Source organism: Klebsiella sp. CN_Kp100 (genome assembly GCF_040065315.1).
GTDB lineage: Bacteria > Pseudomonadota > Gammaproteobacteria > Enterobacterales > Enterobacteriaceae > Klebsiella > Klebsiella oxytoca.
The window spans coordinates 39763-56352 of the sequence record NZ_JBEAIJ010000004.1; the positions used below are offsets into that span (position 1 = coordinate 39763).

Sequence of the window (16590 nt, forward strand, 5' to 3'; positions counted from 1 at the left end):
TACGTACAAAAAGGTAAGTATGAATATGGCGAATCTGACGCTGAGCGAGCAGCTACGTAACGGCAACCTGTTTGCCGAACAGTGCCCCTCGCGGGAAGTGCTCAAACACGTGACCAGCCGCTGGGGCGTACTGATTTTGGTGTCCCTGCGCGATGGCACCCATCGGTTTAGCGATCTGCGGCGTAAGATCGGCGGCGTCAGCGAAAAGATGCTGGCCCAGTCGCTCCAGGCGCTGGAACAGGACGGCTTTCTTAACCGCATGTCGTATCCGGTGGTGCCGCCGCACGTTGAATATAGTCTGACTCCGCTCGGTGAGCAGGTGAGCGAGAAGGTGGCGGCGCTGGCGGACTGGATTGAGCTGAACCTGCCCGCGGTTCTGGCGAACCACGAACAGGTAGCCTGAGGTTGATGTCAGTGTAGCCCCGGTAAGCGCAGCACAACCGGGGAACCGGCAATTATTTACTCAAATCCAGCTGATAAATAGCAAAGCCGATATCGTCGGTAGCCACCTGGCGCATCGGGTATTGCGCTTTCTCTTTGATAAATGCCGCGGCCTTGTCGCCCGGTGAGGTTTCAAAGCGAATATCCAGCGGTACTGTGCTGTGGATCGGCGCCAGGCGCCAGTTGTTATCCGCCGCCGGATGGATCTCGCCGTTTTTCTTCGACTCCGCGCCAATCCACGCCGCCAGTACCGAGCGGTTTTCATCCGGTGAGGCGAACGCGATATGATCCTCGCCGGTGCCCTGGAATTTACCGCCGTAAGCGCGATAGTTGTTGGTCGCGACGAGGAAAGTGGCGTTCGGATCGATTGGCTTGCCGTTAAAGGTCAGATGCTTAATTCGCTCGGCCTGCGGATTCACGCTGTTGCATTCGCCGTCGTAGCGCGCCGGCTGGGTGATATCGATCTGGTAGTTCACGCCGTCAATCACGTCGAAGTTGTAGGTGCGGAAGCCGTCCCAGTTAATCAGCGACTGCGGCTTGCTGCTGGCGGGATCAATTTGATTGAACTGTCCGGCGGAGCACTCCAGCCACTCTTTAACCTCTTTACCGCTGACTTTCATCACCACCAGGGTGTTGGGATACAGGTAGAGGTCGGCGGCGTTGCGGAAGGTGAGCTGCCCTTTTTCCACTTCAACAAAGCTGGCCGGGTCATTTTTACGTCCGCCGACTTTAAACGGCGCGGCGGCGGAGAGTACCGGCAGCTTCGCCAGATCCGGGTCGCCCTGAATATAGTGCTCAACGTAGGCCTTCTGGGCCATATTGACCACCTGTACGGTTGGGTCGTCCTGCACCAGCGCCAGGTAGCTGTACATATTATCCGAGGATTTACCAATCGGTTTGCCGACAAACTCGCGGGTGGCGTCATGGTCGGCTTTTAATACCGCCACCATGTTGCTGTCTTCTGCCGCCAGCGATTTCTTCGCCACCGAGTCGTAGATCGGCCGCGCTTCGGCTTTCGCTGCGCTGACCTGCCATTTGCCGCTGTCGTTGTTCAGGACCAGATCGACCACCCCAAGGTGATCGCCCCACATGCCCGGCATCACTGCCGGTACGCCGTTCAGCGTACCTTTCGCGATATCCGCGCCTTTGATACCGGCAAAATCTTTGCTCGGGAAGACGGCGTGAGCGTGGCCGAACATAATGGCATCGACCCCAGGCACCTGGCTTAAATAGTAAACGGAGTTCTCCGCCATGGCCTGATACGGGTCGGCGGAGAGGCCGGAGTGGGCAATGACCACCACCACGTCCGCGCCTTTTTCGCGCATTTCCGGGACAAACTTGCGTGCGGTTGCGGTAATGTCGTTAACGGTCACCTTACCGCTAAGATTGGCTTTATCCCAGGTCATTATCTGCGGTGGTACGAAGCCGATATAGCCAATGCGCAGCGTCTGCGTTTTGCCGTCGCTATCCTTCACCTGGGTATCCTGAATCAGATAAGGCGTAAACATCGGTTTGCCGGTTTTGACGTCGATAATATTGGCGTTCACGTAGGGGAACTTCGCCCCTGCCAGCGCTTTATGCAGGAAGTCGAGCCCGTAGTTAAACTCGTGGTTGCCGAGGTTGCCCACGACATAATCAAGGGTATTCATCGCCTTGTAGACCGGGTGAACATCGCCCTCTTTCAGACCCTTTGCGGCCATATAGTCACCCAGCGGGCTGCCCTGAATAACATCGCCGTTATCGACCAGTACGCTATTGCTGACTTCCTGACGCGCTTTCTCAATCAAGGTTGCGGTACGCACCAGGCCAAATTTTTCCGTGGCGGCATCTTTGTAATAGTCAAAGTCCATCATATTACTGTGCAGATCGGTGGTTTCCATGATCCGCAAATCGACCGTTGCCGCATTTACGCTGGCGGCGATCAGCGTGGCCAGCAGCGTTGCGCTAAACTTAATCATCAGTGGCGTCCTTTTTATATGAGCAGTGGCACAGAAGAAAATGTATTTACATTCTGTTGCTTACAGAAATGTGAATCATGCCAGAAAAGCGGTGAAGGAAACCGCCATCGTTATCACAGATAGCGGAACTCACAATGATGCGATATAAATAAAACAACGAGTTAACGCCACTGTAACCAGACGAGGTGGAGAATGTTAGAACAAGTATGTCAGCTTGCACGGAATGCGGGCGATGCCATCATGGAAGTTTACGATGGAAAACAGCCGATGGACGTTACCAGCAAGAAGGACGATTCTCCGGTCACGGCCGCGGATATTGCGGCGCACAAGGTGATTATCAGCGGCCTGCTGGCCCTGACGCCCGATATTCCGGTTCTGTCGGAAGAGGATCCGCCGGCCTGGGAGGTGCGCCAGCACTGGCAGCGCTACTGGCTGGTGGACCCGCTGGACGGCACCAAAGAGTTTATCAAGCGCAACGGCGAGTTTACCGTCAATATCGCCTTGATTGAAAACGGTAAACCGACCCTGGGCGTGGTCTACGCGCCGGTGATGAAGGTGATGTACAGCGCGGAAAAGGGCAAAGCATGGAAAGAGGAGTGCGGCGTTCGCAAGCAGATTCAGGTCCGCGATGCGCGCCCGCCGCTGGTGGTGATTAGCCGTTCACACGGCAATGACCCGGAGCTGCAGGAGTATCTTGAGCAGCTTGGTGAACACCAGACCACCTCAATTGGTTCGTCGCTGAAGTTCTGTCTGGTCGCTGAAGGGCAGGCCCAGCTTTACCCGCGCTTCGGGCCGACAAGTACCTGGGACACCGCGGCCGGTCATGCGGTCGCCAGCGCCGCCGGGGCGCACGTTCACGACTGGCAGGGGCGTACTCTTGATTACACGCCGCGTGAATCGTTCCTCAACCCCGGCTTCCGGGTCTCTATTTATTAAGCAACTTGTGCAGCAGGCCCACTACCTGCTGCACCTCCTGCTGGCTGAGCGCGCCGTCTTTAGCCCACTGCACGCGACCCTCTTTGTCCAGCACCACGATGGCTGAACTCTCTTCTTCGAGCTGCCACGCTTTGCGCACCGCGCCGTTGCTGTCGACGATGAACTGTGACCAGGGGTAGAGCTGCTTATTGTTCTCGATACTGCTGCGGACAAACATTCCCGAGCCTGGGATAGCGTCATCGGTATTGACGATAGTCGTCGTTTGGTAGCGGTTGTGCGGCAGCTTCGCGCTTTTAATGGCTTCAATTAAGGTCGCGTTTTTTTCTTTTGCCGACGAGCGACCGGCAATGTGCATCACGACGCGCACTTTTCCCGCCAGCTGCGCGCTATTCCAGCTTTTATAGCTAAATTTATCGTTATCCAGCACCAGTTCTCCCCGATCCGCTACGCCGACCGGCGCAACGCGCTGACCGTCGACAAAGTTATGCGCCGAGGCCAACAGTGGGAACAGGAGACATGAAACGGCCAGTAATCTACGTAGGGTCATGGTGTTTCCTTTTATTATCTTTGCAGGTGATCCAACCACTTGGTCTGCTTTAATCATAAGTGCGATTTATCGGCATTACCCGCAATGATGGTGCCAGTTTGCGTGTTGACGCACAATTCCGTCTAAAATCGGCGACTTATACTACCTTCATCGGATGCCTGAAACGAAAACTCTGAATTATTGTCATCATAAGGTAAATAAACTTATACAAACTGGGTATCACTCAGATTCTGGACTATAGTTTCAGGGCATTAAAATTTGCGATTCCGGTACGTGGGCTAACTGTGGCACCACAGGAGCGTAACCCTGGCAGGAGACAACAATGAAAATTTTCCAACGCTACAACCCGCTACAAGTAGCGAAGTACGTGAAGATCCTGTTCCGTGGACGTTTGTATATCAAGGACGTTGGCGCTTTTGAGTTTGATAAGGGCAAAATCCTTATCCCGAAGGTTAAGGACAAGCTGCATTTGTCAGTGATGTCCGAAGTCAACCGCCAGGTCAGCCGTCTACAAACAGAGATGGCATAACCTGAAAAGTGGTATGACTACACGGTAAAAAGGCGGCTCCCCCAGGGAGCCGTTGATGTTTCTGGACCCGGCATCAGCCCCAGATTGGTCGGCATACGCAGACTTGAGTGTATATCGATGGGCAATGCGTAATCTGACGAGATTGCGATCTTTATTGGCCGGGCAAGGCGTTAGCCGCCGCCCGGCAACAGGGGGGAAGAACAGCGTTCGCGAGAAAGCGTTACGCTGACTCTTTATCACTGTTCGCCGCGTCCGGCAGCTTGGGCACCAGCACCGTCGGCTTATTGTCGATGCGGGTCACCAGCAGCTGATCGATGCGGTAGTTGTCGATATCCACCACCTCGAATTTATAGCCGGAGAACTTCACCGCGTCGGTCCGCTTGGGAATTTTACGCAGCATAAACATCATAAAGCCGCCAATAGTCTCGTAATTTCCGGACTGTGGGAAATCATCGATATCCAGCACCCGCATCACGTCGTCGATCGGCGTGCCGCCGTCAATCAGCCAGGAGTTCTCATCGCGTGCGACGATCTGCTCTTCCAGCCCCTGGCCGACCAGATCGCCCATCAGGGTGGTCATCACGTCGTTAAGGGTGATAATCCCGACGACCAGCGCATACTCGTTCATGATCACGGCGAAGTCTTCACCGGCGGTTTTAAAGCTTTCCAGCGCTTCAGACAGCGTCAGGGTATCCGGGACAATCAGCGTATTGCGAATCTGCACGCCACCGGTCAGCACCAGGCTTTGGTTCGCCAGCACGCGGTTCAGCAGGTCTTTGGAGTCAACGTAGCCGATGATGTGGTCGATATCTTCGTTACACACCAGGAACTTAGAGTGCGGATGCTCTGCAACCTTATTCTTCAGGCTCTGTTCATCTTCATGGAGATCGAACCAGATGACGTTTTCACGCGAAGTCATGGACGAAGGCACGGTGCGCGACTCCAGCTCAAACACGTTCTCAATCAGCTCATGCTCCTGCTTACGCAGCACCCCGGCCAGCGCGCCGGCTTCCACTACGGCGTAAATATCATCGGAGGTAATGTCGTCTTTACGCACCATCGGAATTTTGAACAGGCGGAAGATGTTGTTGGCCATGCCGTTGAACAACCACACCAGCGGGCGGAAGAGAAACAGGCAGAAGCGCATCGGGTTGATGATGCGTAAAGCGACGGCTTCAGGCGCAATCATACCGATGCGTTTCGGGGTCAGGTCAGCAAACAGAATGAACAGGCTGGTGACCAGGGTAAAGGAGATAATAAAGCTCAGCTGCTCGGAGAGCTCGGGGGACATATAGCGACTAAAGAGGCCGTGAAACGCCGGCGAAAATGCAGCATCGCCGACGATACCGCCGAGAATCGCTACCGCGTTGAGGCCGATTTGCACCACGGTAAAGAACATACCGGGGTTTTCCTGCATCTTCAGCACGCGTTGAGCGTTGACGTTGCCGTCATCGGCCAGCAGCTTGAGTTTGATTTTACGTGATGCGGCCAGCGAGATTTCCGATATCGAAAAGAACGCACTGACGGCTATCAGACAAAGTATTACTAAAATACTGTTTAACATATCTTATCTGACCGTTGAGATCAGATCCTCGGAAGGGAAGTGGATAACGCTAAGTGGAATTCACAAAAAGCCGGTCCGAAGGCTCTGGACCGGCGATAACACGGCGTAGTATAGCGTAAGGTACTGTAAAGCCGCCAGAGCGTAAATTATTCAATCCGGCAGCCTGCTATTACGGGTCAACGGCATCAGGGCTGCGGCGGTAAACAAACCCCAATCCCGCCGATACCGCAGTATCCGTAGGGGTTTTTATGCAGATACTGCTGATGATCGTCTTCCGCATAATAGAACGGCTTTGCCGTGGCGATCTCGGTGGTGATAGCGCGCGGGTCGTTGGCTTCCTTCATTGCCGCCTGGAAACGCGCGAGGCTGGCTTTCGCGGCTTCGCTCTGTTCCGGCGTCAGCGGATAAATAGCGGAACGATACTGCGTGCCGCGGTCGTTACCCTGCTGCATGCCCTGCGCCGGGTCGTGATTTTCCCAGAAGACCTGAAGCAGCTGCTCATAGCTGATAACCTGCGGATCGTAGACCACGCGCACGGCCTCAGCATGGCCCGTCTCGCCGCTGCAAACTTCACGATAGGTGGGGTTTGGCGTGTAGCCGCCGGTGTAACCTGCGGCGGTGCTATAAACGCCGGGCAGTTGCCAGAACAGGCGTTCGACGCCCCAGAAACAGCCCATGGCGAACAGAGCGACTTCCATTCCGGCGGGGACGTTGGTCATCGAATGGCCATTGACGGCGTGGAGCGTAGCCACCGGCATCGGCGTATTGCGTCCCGGCAGCGCGTCCGCTTGGGCGACAAGATGCGTTTTATCAAATAGACTCACGGTGGGCCTCTCTAACAGAAAATGTGGTTAAGGTTGTAACCAAGCGTGACTTTTAACACAATAACCACGCTTAATACGTCTAGATTTAAACATAAGAATTATTTGGGTTAACGTCTATTTTTCAACCCTTAGTTGTTAGGGTTTTGTTAAGCCGTGGAGCGGCACTTTCGTTTCCTTCGGGGGGAAACAAGGATATTCAGGAGAAAACGTGCTACAAATCCGCCAGTTATGTATCACCAGCCTTTTGCTGGTCAGCGGGGTCGCCAGCGCAGCGAACGTGCGTTTGCAGGTTGAGGGGTTATCCGGGGAACTGGAAAAAAACGTCCGCGCCCAACTCTCTACGATCCAGAGCGATGAAGTTACGCCGGACCGGCGCTTTCGCGCGCGCGTGGATGATGCTATCCGCGAAGGTCTGAAAGCGCTCGGCTACTATGAGCCCACCATCGATTTTGATTTACGTCCGCCGCCGGCGAAGGGGCGCCAGGTACTGATCGCCAAAGTCACGCCTGGCGAACCGGTGCGCATTGGTGGTACGGAAGTCATTTTACGCGGCGGAGCCCGAACCGATCGCGACTATCTGGATTTGTTAAACACGCGACCGGCCATCGGTACCATCCTCAATCACGGTGATTATGACAGCTTTAAAAGCTCTCTGACCCGGGTCGCGCTGCGTAAGGGCTACTTCGATAGCGAGTTTAATAAAAGCCAGCTTGGGGTTTCTCTTGACCGTCATCAGGCCTTCTGGGATATCGACTACAACAGCGGCGAGCGCTACCGCTTTGGCCCGGTGACCTTTGAGGGCTCGCAAATTCGCGACGAATATCTGCAAAATCTGGTGCCGTTTAAGCAGGGCGACTATTACACCTCGCAGGATCTCGCCGAACTCAACCGCCGCCTGGCGGCGACCGGCTGGTTCAGTTCCGTCGTCGTGGCGCCGCAGTTTGAGAAGTCCCGCCAGACGAAAGTGTTGCCTTTGCAGGGCGTGGTTTCTCCGCGCAAAGAGAATACTGTTGAGACCGGGGTCGGCTACTCAACCGACGTCGGGCCGCGCGTCAAAGGGACCTGGAGAAAGCCGTGGATGAACTCCTACGGCCACAGCCTGACCTCCAGCCTCAGCCTGTCCGCTCCTGAACAGCAGCTTGATTTCAGCTACAAGGTACCGCTGCTAAAAAGCCCGCTTGAACAGTACTACCTGATGCAGGGCGGCTTTAAGCGTACCGATCTCAATGATACCCAGGCGGATTCTACCACCCTGGCCGTGTCGCGCTATTGGGAGATGTCGAGCGGCTGGCAGCGCGCGCTGAACCTGCGCTGGAGTCTCGACCACTTTACCCAGGCCAACGTCACCAATACCACGATGCTGATCTATCCCGGCGTGTCGGTGAACCGGACCCGTTCTCGCGGCGGCCTGATGCCGACCTGGGGCGATTCACAGCGCTATTCGGTGGACTACTCCAACACCATGTGGGGCTCGGATATTAACTTTATCGTGATGCAGGCGCAGGACGTCTGGATCCGCACCCTTTATGACCGCCACCGCTTCGTGGTACGCGGCAACCTTGGCTGGATTGAGGCCGATAACTTCAGCAAAGTCCCGCCGGATCTGCGTTTCTTCGCCGGTGGCGACCGCAGCATTCGCGGTTATAAATACAAATCTATCTCGCCAAAAGATGATGACGGCAAGCTGATGGGGGCTTCGAAGCTGGCCACCGGCTCGCTGGAGTATCAGTACAACGTGAGCGGCAAATGGTGGGGCGCGGTGTTCGTCGATAGCGGCGAAGCGGTGAGCGATATCCGCGAAAGCAACTTTAAAACCGGCGCTGGCCTCGGCGTACGCTGGCAGTCCCCGGTCGGTCCAATCAAGCTGGATATCGCCAGACCGATCGGTGACAAAGAAGAACACGGTTTACAGTTTTATATCGGCCTGGGGCCTGAATTATGAGTTTATGGAAGAAGATAAGCCTCGGCGTACTGATTTTTCTGGTGCTGCTGCTGGGGACGGTAGGATTCCTGGTGGGGACGACGACTGGCCTGCATCTGGTTATCAAAGCCGCCGATCGCTGGGTCCCTGGGCTGGAAATTGGCAAAGCCACCGGCGGCTGGCGCGATCTGACGCTGGAGAACGTGCGCTTTGAGCAGCCGGGCGTGGCGGTCACCGCCGGGCAGTTCCACCTTGGCGTTAAGCTACGCTGCCTGTGGGACAGTAGCCTGTGCGTCAACGATATTTCTCTGCGCGATATCTATGTGGCGATCGATACCAGCAAAATGCCGCCAGCGGCGCCGATTGAAGAAGAAGATAGCGGGCCGCTGAATCTCTCCACGCCTTACCCCATCACCCTGAGTCGGGTGGCGCTGCATAACGTCAACGTGAAAATTGACGATACGGCCGTTTCGCTGCGCGATTTTTCCACGGGGCTTAACTGGCAAGAGAAAAACCTGACCCTGACGCCAACCTCGCTGCAGGGGCTGCTTATCGCGCTGCCGAAGGTGGCGAAAGTGGCCCAGGAGCAGGTCGTTGAGCCGAAAATTGACAATCCGCAGCCGGAAGAAAAGCCGCTCGGCGAGACGATGAAAGACCTGTTCTCGAAGCCGGTGCTGCCGGAAATGACCGATGTCCATCTGCCGTTGAATCTCAATATTCAGGAGTTTCGCGGCGAGCAGCTGCGTCTGACCGGCGATACCGATATGACCATTTACTCGCTGCTGCTCAAAGTCAGCAGCATTGATGGGCAGATGAAGCTGGACGCGCTGGACGTGGATTCTGACCAGGGCAAAGTGACGGCTTCCGGTAATGCACAACTGCAGGATAACTGGCCGGTCGATATCACCCTCAACGGTACGCTGAATGTTGACCCGCTCAAGGGCGAGAAAGTGCAGCTCAAAGTGGGCGGCGAAGTGCGTAAAAAGCTCACGCTCGGCGTGGATCTGAACGGCCCTGTCGCCATGACGCTGCGCGCCGAAACGCAGCTGGCGGAGGCTGGCCTGCCGCTGGATATGGAGGTGAAAAGCAAGCAGCTTTACTGGCCATTTACCGGCGAGAAAGCGTATCAGGCTGACGACCTACTGCTGAAATTTAACGGCAAGATGACCGACTACACGCTGGCCTTCAGCACCGCGGTGAAAGGGCAGTCGCTGCCGCCAGCGAAAATTAGCCTGAACGCGAAGGGCAACGAGCAGCAGGTGAATCTCGACAAGCTCACCGTCGCCGCCCTCGAAGGAAAAACCGAGTTGAAAGCGCTGCTCGACTGGCAGCAGGCGATCAGCTGGCGCGGCGAACTGACGCTTAACGGTATCAACACCGCTAAAGAGGTACCGGACTGGCCGTCGAAGCTCAACGGACTGATTAAGACCCAGGGCAGCCTGTACGGCGGCAGCTGGCAGATGTCGGTACCGGAGCTGAAAATCACCGGTAACGTGAAGCAAAACAAAGTCGACGTGAGCGGTTCGCTGCAGGGCAACAGCTATATGCAGTGGAAAATCCCCGGCCTGCATCTGGCTCTGGGCCCCAACAGCGCCGACGTGAAAGGCGAGCTGGGAGTTAAAGATCTTAACCTCGACGCCACCATTGACGCGCCTCATCTCGATAACGCCCTGCCGGGCCTGGGCGGGACGGCGAAGGGATTAGTAAAAGTTCGCGGCACCGTCGATGCGCCGCAGCTGCTGGCGGATATCACCGCCCGGGCGCTGCGCTGGCAGGAGCTATCGGTGGCTCAGGTGAACGTGAAGGGCGATGTGAAATCCACCGACCAGATTGGCGGTCATCTTGACGTACGCGTGGACCGCATTAGCCAGCCGGGCGTGAATATCAGCCTGGTGCAGCTCAATGCGAAGGGCAACGAGAAACAGCACGACCTGCAGCTGCGGGTGCAGGGCGATCCGGTTTCCGGACAGCTGTCGCTGGCAGGCAGTTTTGACCGCAAAGAGGAGCGCTGGAAAGGCACGCTGAGCAATACCCGCTTCCAGACGCCGGTAGGGCCGGTGGCGCTGACGCGCAACATCGCGCTGGATTACCGTAACCTCGAGCAGAAAATCAGCATTGGACCGCACTGCTGGACTAACCCGAATGCCGAACTGTGCGTACCGCAGACCATTGACGCCGGCGCGAGCGGGCGCGCGGTAGTGAATCTCAACCGTTTCGACCTGGCGATGCTGAAGCCGTTTATGCCTGAAGAGACGCAGGCCAGCGGCGTGTTTAGCGGCAATGCCGACGTGAGCTGGGACACCACCAAAGAGGGGCTACCGCAGGGCAAGGTCACCCTGAGCGGACGTAACGTGAAGGTGACCCAGACGGTCAACGACGCGCCGCTGCCGGTGGCGTTCGATACCCTGAATCTTACGGCCGATCTGCACAACAATCGCGCCCAGCTGGGCTGGCTGATTCGCCTGACCAACAATGGTCAACTGGATGGGCAGGTGCAGGTCACCGATCCGCAGGGCCGACGTAATCTGGGCGGGAACGTGAATATCAGCAACTTCTCGCTGGCGATGATCAACCCTATATTCTCGCGCGGTGAAAAGGCGGAAGGGCGGCTCAATGCGCGTCTGACGCTGGGCGGCAACTTACAGAGCCCGCAGCTGTACGGGCAGATGCAGCTGAATGGCGTGGATATTGACGGCAACTTTATGCCGTTCGATATGCAGCCGAGCCAGCTGGCGATGAATTTCACCGGTACCCGCTCGACCCTACAAGGGACGGTGAATACCAGCCAGGGCCATATTGCGCTCAGCGGTAACGCCGACTGGACGCAGATTGACAACTGGCGCGCGCAGATTGCCGCGAAGGGCAGCCGGGTGCGGATAACCGTGCCGCCGATGGTGCGCCTGGATGTTTCGCCAGATGTCGTCTTTACCGCCACGCCAAGCCTGTTTAACCTGGATGGTAGCGTTGACGTGCCCTGGGCAAGAATCGTCGTCAATGAAGTGCCGGAAAGCGCCGTTGGGGTCTCTTCTGACGAAGTCATGCTGGATAAAAATCTGCAGCCGATTAAGCAGCAGAGCGCCGGTATTCCGATTAACAGCAACCTGACGATTCATGTAGGCAACAACGTTCGCCTCGACGCCTTTGGTCTGAAAGCGCGTCTGACCGGCGATTTGAAAGTGGCTCAGGATAAACAGGGGCTAGGCCTCAACGGGCAGATTAATATCCCGGAAGGCCGCTTCCATGCCTACGGCCAGGATCTGATCGTGCGTAAAGGCGAACTGCTGTTCTCCGGACCGCCGGATCAGCCGCTGCTGAACATCGAAGCCATTCGTAATCCGGATGCCACGGAAGACGACGTGATCGCCGGCGTTCGCGTGACCGGTTCGGCCGATCAGCCGAAAGCGGAAATTTTCTCCGATCCGGCCATGTCGCAGCAGGAAGCGCTCTCTTACCTGCTGCGCGGGCAGGGTTTGGGCAGCGGACAGAGCGATAGTGCGGCAATGACCTCCATGCTTATTGGTATGGGGGTTGCACAAAGTGGTCAGGTTGTGGGTAAAATCGGCGAGACGTTTGGCGTAAGTAATCTGGCGCTGGATACCGAAGGGGTGGGCGACTCCTCCCAGGTGGTGGTCAGCGGCTACGTGCTGCCGGGTCTGCAGGTAAAATATGGGGTAGGGATCTTTGACTCCCTGGCGACGTTGACGTTACGTTATCGCCTGATGCCTAAGCTATATATGGAAGCCGTGTCTGGCGTAGACCAGGCTCTCGATTTGCTCTATCAGTTTGAGTTTTAGCAATGCGAATATTTGTTTACGGCAGTTTACGACGCAAACAAGGCAACAGCCACTGGATGACCAACGCTCAGTGGCTGGGCGATCATAGTGTCAATGATTATCAACTGTACAGCCTGGGCCACTATCCAGGCGCGGTGCCCGGAGATGGCACGGTACATGGTGAGGTCTATCGTATTGACGCATCGACGCTGGCTGAATTGGATGCGCTGCGTACTAAAGGCGGCGAGTATGCTCGTCACCTGATCCAGACGCCCTACGGTAGCGCCTGGATGTATGTCTATCAGCGCCCCGTTGAGGGCTTCACGCTGATAGAAAGCGGCAACTGGTTGGACAAAGACCAGTATTAATAACGATAACGCCACCTTCGGGTGGCGTTGTTTTTTATGGGGGGGATGTTGTCGGCCCGCTAAGGCATCAGCCGCCGCTCAGCAATAGAGCAATGCCCAAAAAAAACACCGCCGGAGGCGGTGTTTTTGCGAACCTGAGTGCGGCAGAATTACTTCTTAGCGCGCTCGAAGGAAGCCACGATTTCGGCTTTCGCCGCTTCAGCGTTGTCCCAGCCGTCAACTTTAACCCATTTGCCTGCTTCGAGGTCTTTATAGTGCTCGAAGAAGTGGGTGATCTGCGCTTTCAGCAGTTCCGGCAGGTCGTTCACATCTTTGATGTGATCGTATTCTTTGCTCAGCTTGGTGTGCGGTACCGCAACCAGTTTCGCATCTTCACCGGATTCGTCGGTCATTTTCAGTACGCCAACCGGACGGCAGCGGATAACGGAACCCGGCTGCAGCGGGTACGGCGTCGGGACCAGAACGTCAACCGGGTCGCCGTCCAGGGACAGGGTGTGGTTGATGTAGCCGTAGTTGCACGGATAGAACATCGCCGTGGACATGAAACGGTCAACGAACAGTGCACCGCTCTCTTTGTCGACTTCGTATTTGATAGGATCTGCGTTCGCCGGGATCTCGATCACGACGTAGATGTCTTCCGGCAGATCTTTGCCCGCAGGTACGTTGAGTAAGCTCATGTCTGTTTCCTTTAAAATGTATGGCAAACAAGTGCCCGGTATTATAGCCAACTCACATCGAATGTCTTCGCTTCTTTTTCCCCAGAACGGGTGGGTGGAGTCCGAATTTTTCGGCGTAATACAGCCTGAAAATCCATAAACATAGCCGCATACTGAATAAAATTATGTAACCGTTTTCATTGCATATGCTTGATATCTCAAAGCGCGCAAAATTTCGTCATAAACGGCGAAGCTCGCGCGGGTCGCGAAGCCTCACCGGCTCTCCGCTGAAGAGTAACGCACCGATTAACATCTAATTAACTTTTTTGAAGTGTGATGTAACGCATTCAGTTACATCTCCGATTGTCTATAGTTTGTCCGCTGGTGAGGCTTTATCCAACAATAACCCTACGAGGATCCTCTTATGTGGAAGCGCTTACTTCTTGTCACCGCAGTTTCCGCAGCTATGTCGTCTATGGCCATGGCTGCCCCTCTGACCGTGGGTTTTTCACAGGTCGGCTCTGAATCCGGCTGGCGTGCGGCAGAAACCAACGTCGCGAAGGAGGAAGCCGCGAAGCGCGGTATCACTCTGAAGATTGCCGATGCGCAGCAAAAACAGGAAAACCAGATTAAAGCCGTCCGCTCTTTCATCGCTCAGGGCGTCGATGCCATCTTCATCGCTCCGGTGGTGGCGACCGGCTGGGAACCGGTACTGAAAGAAGCGAAAGAGGCCAAAATCCCGGTATTCCTGCTCGACCGCTCCATTGATGTTAAAGATAAAGACCTCTACATGACTACCGTGACCGCCAACAACGTGCTGGAAGGCCAGCTGATCGGCGAGTGGCTGGTGAAAACCGTCGATGGCAAACCGTGTAACGTTGTTGAGCTGCAGGGGACCGTAGGCGCCAGCGTGGCGATTGACCGTAAGAAAGGCTTCGCCGAAGCCATTTCTAAAGCCCCTAATATCAAAATTATCCGTTCCCAGTCCGGCGACTTTACCCGCAGTAAGGGAAAAGAAGTGATGGAAAGCTTTATCAAAGCGGAGAACAACGGCAAGAACATCTGCATGGTTTACGCCCATAACGACGACATGGTGATTGGCGCTATTCAGGCGATTAAAGAAGCCGGGCTGAAGCCGGGCAAAGATATCCTCACCGGCTCTATCGACGGCGTGCCGGATATCTATAAAGCGATGATGGCCGGTGAAGCTAACGCCAGCGTCGAGCTGACGCCGAATATGGCCGGCCCGGCGTTCGATGCGCTGGAGAAATACAAAAAAGACGGCACCCTGCCTGAAAAAGTCACTATCACTCAATCGACGCTCTACCTGCCGGATACGGCGAAAGAAGAGTTAGAGAAGAAGAAAAATATGGGCTACTGAGTCGTAGCTAAAAACAGGCCACGTTCCCGGTGGCGCTACGCTGACCGGGCCACAGTTTTACCGCCGTCTGCGGAGCGGGTAGCCCGGACAGGCGCGCAGCGCCGCCTCCGGGATTTCCCCGGTCGCTATAGCACGGCTGATTTCCCTCTCCTCCCCTCGGGGAGAGGGCAAAGGTGAGGGGGGAGCATGAACGGCGAATCGCATCAGGAAATCCTTCGTACGGAAGGGCTCAGCAAGTTTTTCCCCGGCGTGAAAGCGCTGGATAACGTTAATTTCAGCCTGCGCCGGGGCGAAATCATGGCTCTGCTAGGCGAAAACGGCGCGGGTAAATCTACTCTGATTAAAGCGCTGACCGGCGTCTATCACGCCGACCGCGGGACAATCTGGCTGGAAGGCCAGGCGATTTCGCCGAAAAACACCGCCCATGCTCAACAGCTGGGGATTGGTACCGTCTATCAGGAAGTGAACCTGCTGCCTAACATGTCGGTGGCGGACAATCTGTTTATCGGCCGTGAGCCCCGGCGTTTTGGCCTGCTGCGGCGTAAAGAGATGGAAAAGCGCGCCACCGCGCTGATGGCATCCTACGGTTTTTCCCTTGATGTACGCGAGCCGCTGAACCGCTTTTCAGTGGCGATGCAGCAGATTGTCGCCATCTGCCGGGCGATCGACCTGTCAGCAAAAGTATTAATTCTTGATGAACCGACCGCCAGCCTGGATACCCAGGAGGTGGAGATGCTCTTCACCTTGATGCGCCAGCTGCGCGATAGCGGGGTCAGCCTGATTTTCGTCACCCATTTCCTCGACCAGGTTTACGCCGTCAGCGATCGTATCACCGTGCTGCGCAACGGCGGTTTTGTCGGCTGCCGGGAAACCCGCGAGCTGCCGCAAATTGAGCTGGTGAAGATGATGCTGGGCCGCGAGCTGGAGCATAACGCCCTGCAGCGCGCGGGCCGCACCCTGCTCAGCGATAAGCCGGTGGCCGCCTTCGAAGATTTTGGCAAAAAAGGCACCATTGCACCGTTTAGTCTGCAGGTCCGTCCCGGTGAAATCGTCGGCCTGGCGGGTCTGTTAGGTTCGGGGCGCACGGAAACGGCGGAGGTTATCTTCGGCATTAAACCCGCCGACAGCGGCAAAGCGTGGATCAAAGGCAAGCCGCAAACCCTGCGCTCGCCGCATCAGGCATCCTGCCTCGGGATCGGCTTCTGCCCGGAGGACCGCAAAACCGACGGCATTATCGCCGCCGCCTCGGTGCGGGAAAATATTGTTCTCGCGCTACAGGCGCAGCGCGGCTGGCTGCGGCCGATTGGGCGGCGCGAACAAAATGAGATTGCCGAACGTTTTATTCGTCAGCTGGGTATTCGTACCCCCAGCGCCGAACAGCCGATCGAATTTCTCTCCGGCGGTAATCAGCAAAAGGTACTGCTCTCCCGCTGGCTGCTGACGAAACCGCAGTTCCTGATCCTCGATGAACCCACCCGCGGTATTGACGTGGGTGCCCACGCCGAGATCATCCGCCTGATCGAAACCCTGTGCGCCGATGGTCTGGCGCTGCTGGTTATTTCTTCAGAGCTGGAAGAGCTGGTGGGTTACGCCGATCGGGTGATTATCATGCGCGATCGCCAGCAGGTGGCGGAGCTGGCTCTGAGCGAGCTCTCCGTGCCGGCGATCATGAACGCTATTGCGGCATAAGGA

General features: G+C 56.2%; 13 protein-coding genes. 8 read left to right on the top strand and 5 right to left on the bottom strand.

Going from position 1 to position 16590, the window contains the following annotated elements; translation table 11 throughout:
- Window positions 1–25: 25 nt before the first annotated feature.
- The gene (locus ABLV12_RS04235; RefSeq protein ID WP_139531628.1) at window positions 26–403 is read left to right on the top strand and encodes a helix-turn-helix domain-containing protein; all 378 of its coding nucleotides are present in this window, start codon (window positions 26–28) and stop codon (window positions 401–403) included.
- A 52-nt stretch (window positions 404–455) separates the two neighbouring features.
- Here ABLV12_RS04235 and ABLV12_RS04240 read toward each other — a convergent pair whose 3' ends face one another.
- Window positions 456–2399: a bifunctional 2',3'-cyclic-nucleotide 2'-phosphodiesterase/3'-nucleotidase gene (locus tag ABLV12_RS04240; protein ID WP_004109051.1), complete on the bottom strand. Its 1944-nt coding sequence runs from the start codon at window positions 2397–2399 to the stop codon at window positions 456–458.
- A 192-nt stretch (window positions 2400–2591) separates the two neighbouring features.
- Between ABLV12_RS04240 and cysQ the strand changes: the two genes are divergently transcribed.
- Window positions 2592–3335, top strand: coding sequence for a 3'(2'),5'-bisphosphate nucleotidase CysQ (gene cysQ, locus ABLV12_RS04245; protein WP_004109048.1), 744 nt, complete (start codon window positions 2592–2594; stop codon window positions 3333–3335).
- On the opposite strand, the gene ABLV12_RS04250 is transcribed toward cysQ, so the two are convergent.
- The gene (locus ABLV12_RS04250; RefSeq protein WP_004109045.1) at window positions 3325–3882 is read right to left on the bottom strand and encodes a YtfJ family protein; all 558 of its coding nucleotides are present in this window, start codon (window positions 3880–3882) and stop codon (window positions 3325–3327) included. The two genes, cysQ and ABLV12_RS04250, sit on opposite strands and share 11 nt — an antisense overlap.
- A gap of 322 nt (window positions 3883–4204) precedes the next feature.
- On the opposite strand from ABLV12_RS04250, the gene ABLV12_RS04255 reads away from it, so the two are divergent.
- Window positions 4205–4411, top strand: coding sequence for a DUF1107 domain-containing protein (locus tag ABLV12_RS04255; RefSeq protein WP_004098023.1), 207 nt, complete (start codon window positions 4205–4207; stop codon window positions 4409–4411).
- A gap of 220 nt (window positions 4412–4631) precedes the next feature.
- Here the strand turns inward: ABLV12_RS04255 and ABLV12_RS04260 are convergent, their stop codons facing one another.
- Complete coding sequence (locus tag ABLV12_RS04260) at window positions 4632–5975, bottom strand: hemolysin family protein (protein WP_004109043.1); 1344 nt, start codon at window positions 5973–5975, stop codon at window positions 4632–4634.
- Window positions 5976–6160: 185 nt separating this feature from the next.
- On the bottom strand, window positions 6161–6799 hold the full coding sequence (msrA, locus tag ABLV12_RS04265) for a peptide-methionine (S)-S-oxide reductase MsrA (RefSeq protein ID WP_004109039.1): 639 nt from the start codon (window positions 6797–6799) through the stop codon (window positions 6161–6163).
- A 208-nt stretch (window positions 6800–7007) separates the two neighbouring features.
- Here msrA and tamA point away from each other — a divergent pair, with 208 nt between their 5' ends.
- Genes tamA through ABLV12_RS04280 form a run of 3 tightly spaced genes read left to right on the top strand, consistent with a single transcriptional unit; the run spans window position 7008 to window position 12861 of the window.
- Window positions 7008–8741 (top strand): autotransporter assembly complex protein TamA, encoded by a 1734-nt coding sequence (tamA, locus tag ABLV12_RS04270; RefSeq protein ID WP_004109036.1) that lies wholly within the window; start codon window positions 7008–7010, stop codon window positions 8739–8741.
- Window positions 8738–12514, top strand: coding sequence for an autotransporter assembly complex protein TamB (gene tamB, locus ABLV12_RS04275; RefSeq protein ID WP_064396561.1), 3777 nt, complete (start codon window positions 8738–8740; stop codon window positions 12512–12514). Before tamA ends, tamB begins: the two co-directional genes overlap by 4 nt.
- Before the next feature lie 2 nt (window positions 12515–12516).
- Window positions 12517–12861, top strand: coding sequence for a gamma-glutamylcyclotransferase (locus tag ABLV12_RS04280; RefSeq protein ID WP_004098039.1), 345 nt, complete (start codon window positions 12517–12519; stop codon window positions 12859–12861).
- 149 nt (window positions 12862–13010) lie between these two features.
- On the opposite strand, the gene ppa is transcribed toward ABLV12_RS04280, so the two are convergent.
- Window positions 13011–13538 (bottom strand): inorganic diphosphatase, encoded by a 528-nt coding sequence (gene ppa, locus ABLV12_RS04285; RefSeq protein WP_004109025.1) that lies wholly within the window; start codon window positions 13536–13538, stop codon window positions 13011–13013.
- 403 nt (window positions 13539–13941) lie between these two features.
- On the opposite strand from ppa, the gene ytfQ reads away from it, so the two are divergent.
- Together ytfQ and ytfR are read left to right on the top strand one after the other, a co-directional pair.
- Window positions 13942–14898: a galactofuranose ABC transporter, galactofuranose-binding protein YtfQ gene (ytfQ, locus tag ABLV12_RS04290; RefSeq protein WP_004109022.1), complete on the top strand. Its 957-nt coding sequence runs from the start codon at window positions 13942–13944 to the stop codon at window positions 14896–14898.
- Between the two features lie 186 nt (window positions 14899–15084).
- Window positions 15085–16587 (top strand): galactofuranose ABC transporter, ATP-binding protein YtfR, encoded by a 1503-nt coding sequence (ytfR, locus tag ABLV12_RS04295; RefSeq protein ID WP_004109019.1) that lies wholly within the window; start codon window positions 15085–15087, stop codon window positions 16585–16587.
- Window positions 16588–16590: the final 3 nt, after the last annotated feature.

What these genes read in the sequence shown, in the direction of transcription:
- ABLV12_RS04280 (WP_004098039.1), top strand. Translation starts at nt 12,517, where the DNA reads ATGCGAATATTTGTTTACGGCAGTTTACGACGCAAACAAGGCAACAGC.
- tamB (WP_064396561.1), top strand. Translation starts at nt 8,738, where the DNA reads ATGAGTTTATGGAAGAAGATAAGCCTCGGCGTACTGATTTTTCTGGTG.
- ABLV12_RS04255 (WP_004098023.1), top strand. Translation starts at nt 4,205, where the DNA reads ATGAAAATTTTCCAACGCTACAACCCGCTACAAGTAGCGAAGTACGTG.
- ytfQ (WP_004109022.1), top strand. Translation starts at nt 13,942, where the DNA reads ATGTGGAAGCGCTTACTTCTTGTCACCGCAGTTTCCGCAGCTATGTCG.
- ytfR (WP_004109019.1), top strand. Translation starts at nt 15,085, where the DNA reads ATGAACGGCGAATCGCATCAGGAAATCCTTCGTACGGAAGGGCTCAGC.
- ABLV12_RS04250 (WP_004109045.1), bottom strand. Translation starts at nt 3,882, where the DNA reads ATGACCCTACGTAGATTACTGGCCGTTTCATGTCTCCTGTTCCCACTG.
- cysQ (WP_004109048.1), top strand. Translation starts at nt 2,592, where the DNA reads ATGTTAGAACAAGTATGTCAGCTTGCACGGAATGCGGGCGATGCCATC.
- ABLV12_RS04235 (WP_139531628.1), top strand. Translation starts at nt 26, where the DNA reads ATGGCGAATCTGACGCTGAGCGAGCAGCTACGTAACGGCAACCTGTTT.
- ABLV12_RS04260 (WP_004109043.1), bottom strand. Translation starts at nt 5,975, where the DNA reads ATGTTAAACAGTATTTTAGTAATACTTTGTCTGATAGCCGTCAGTGCG.
- ppa (WP_004109025.1), bottom strand. Translation starts at nt 13,538, where the DNA reads ATGAGCTTACTCAACGTACCTGCGGGCAAAGATCTGCCGGAAGACATC.
- ABLV12_RS04240 (WP_004109051.1), bottom strand. Translation starts at nt 2,399, where the DNA reads ATGATTAAGTTTAGCGCAACGCTGCTGGCCACGCTGATCGCCGCCAGC.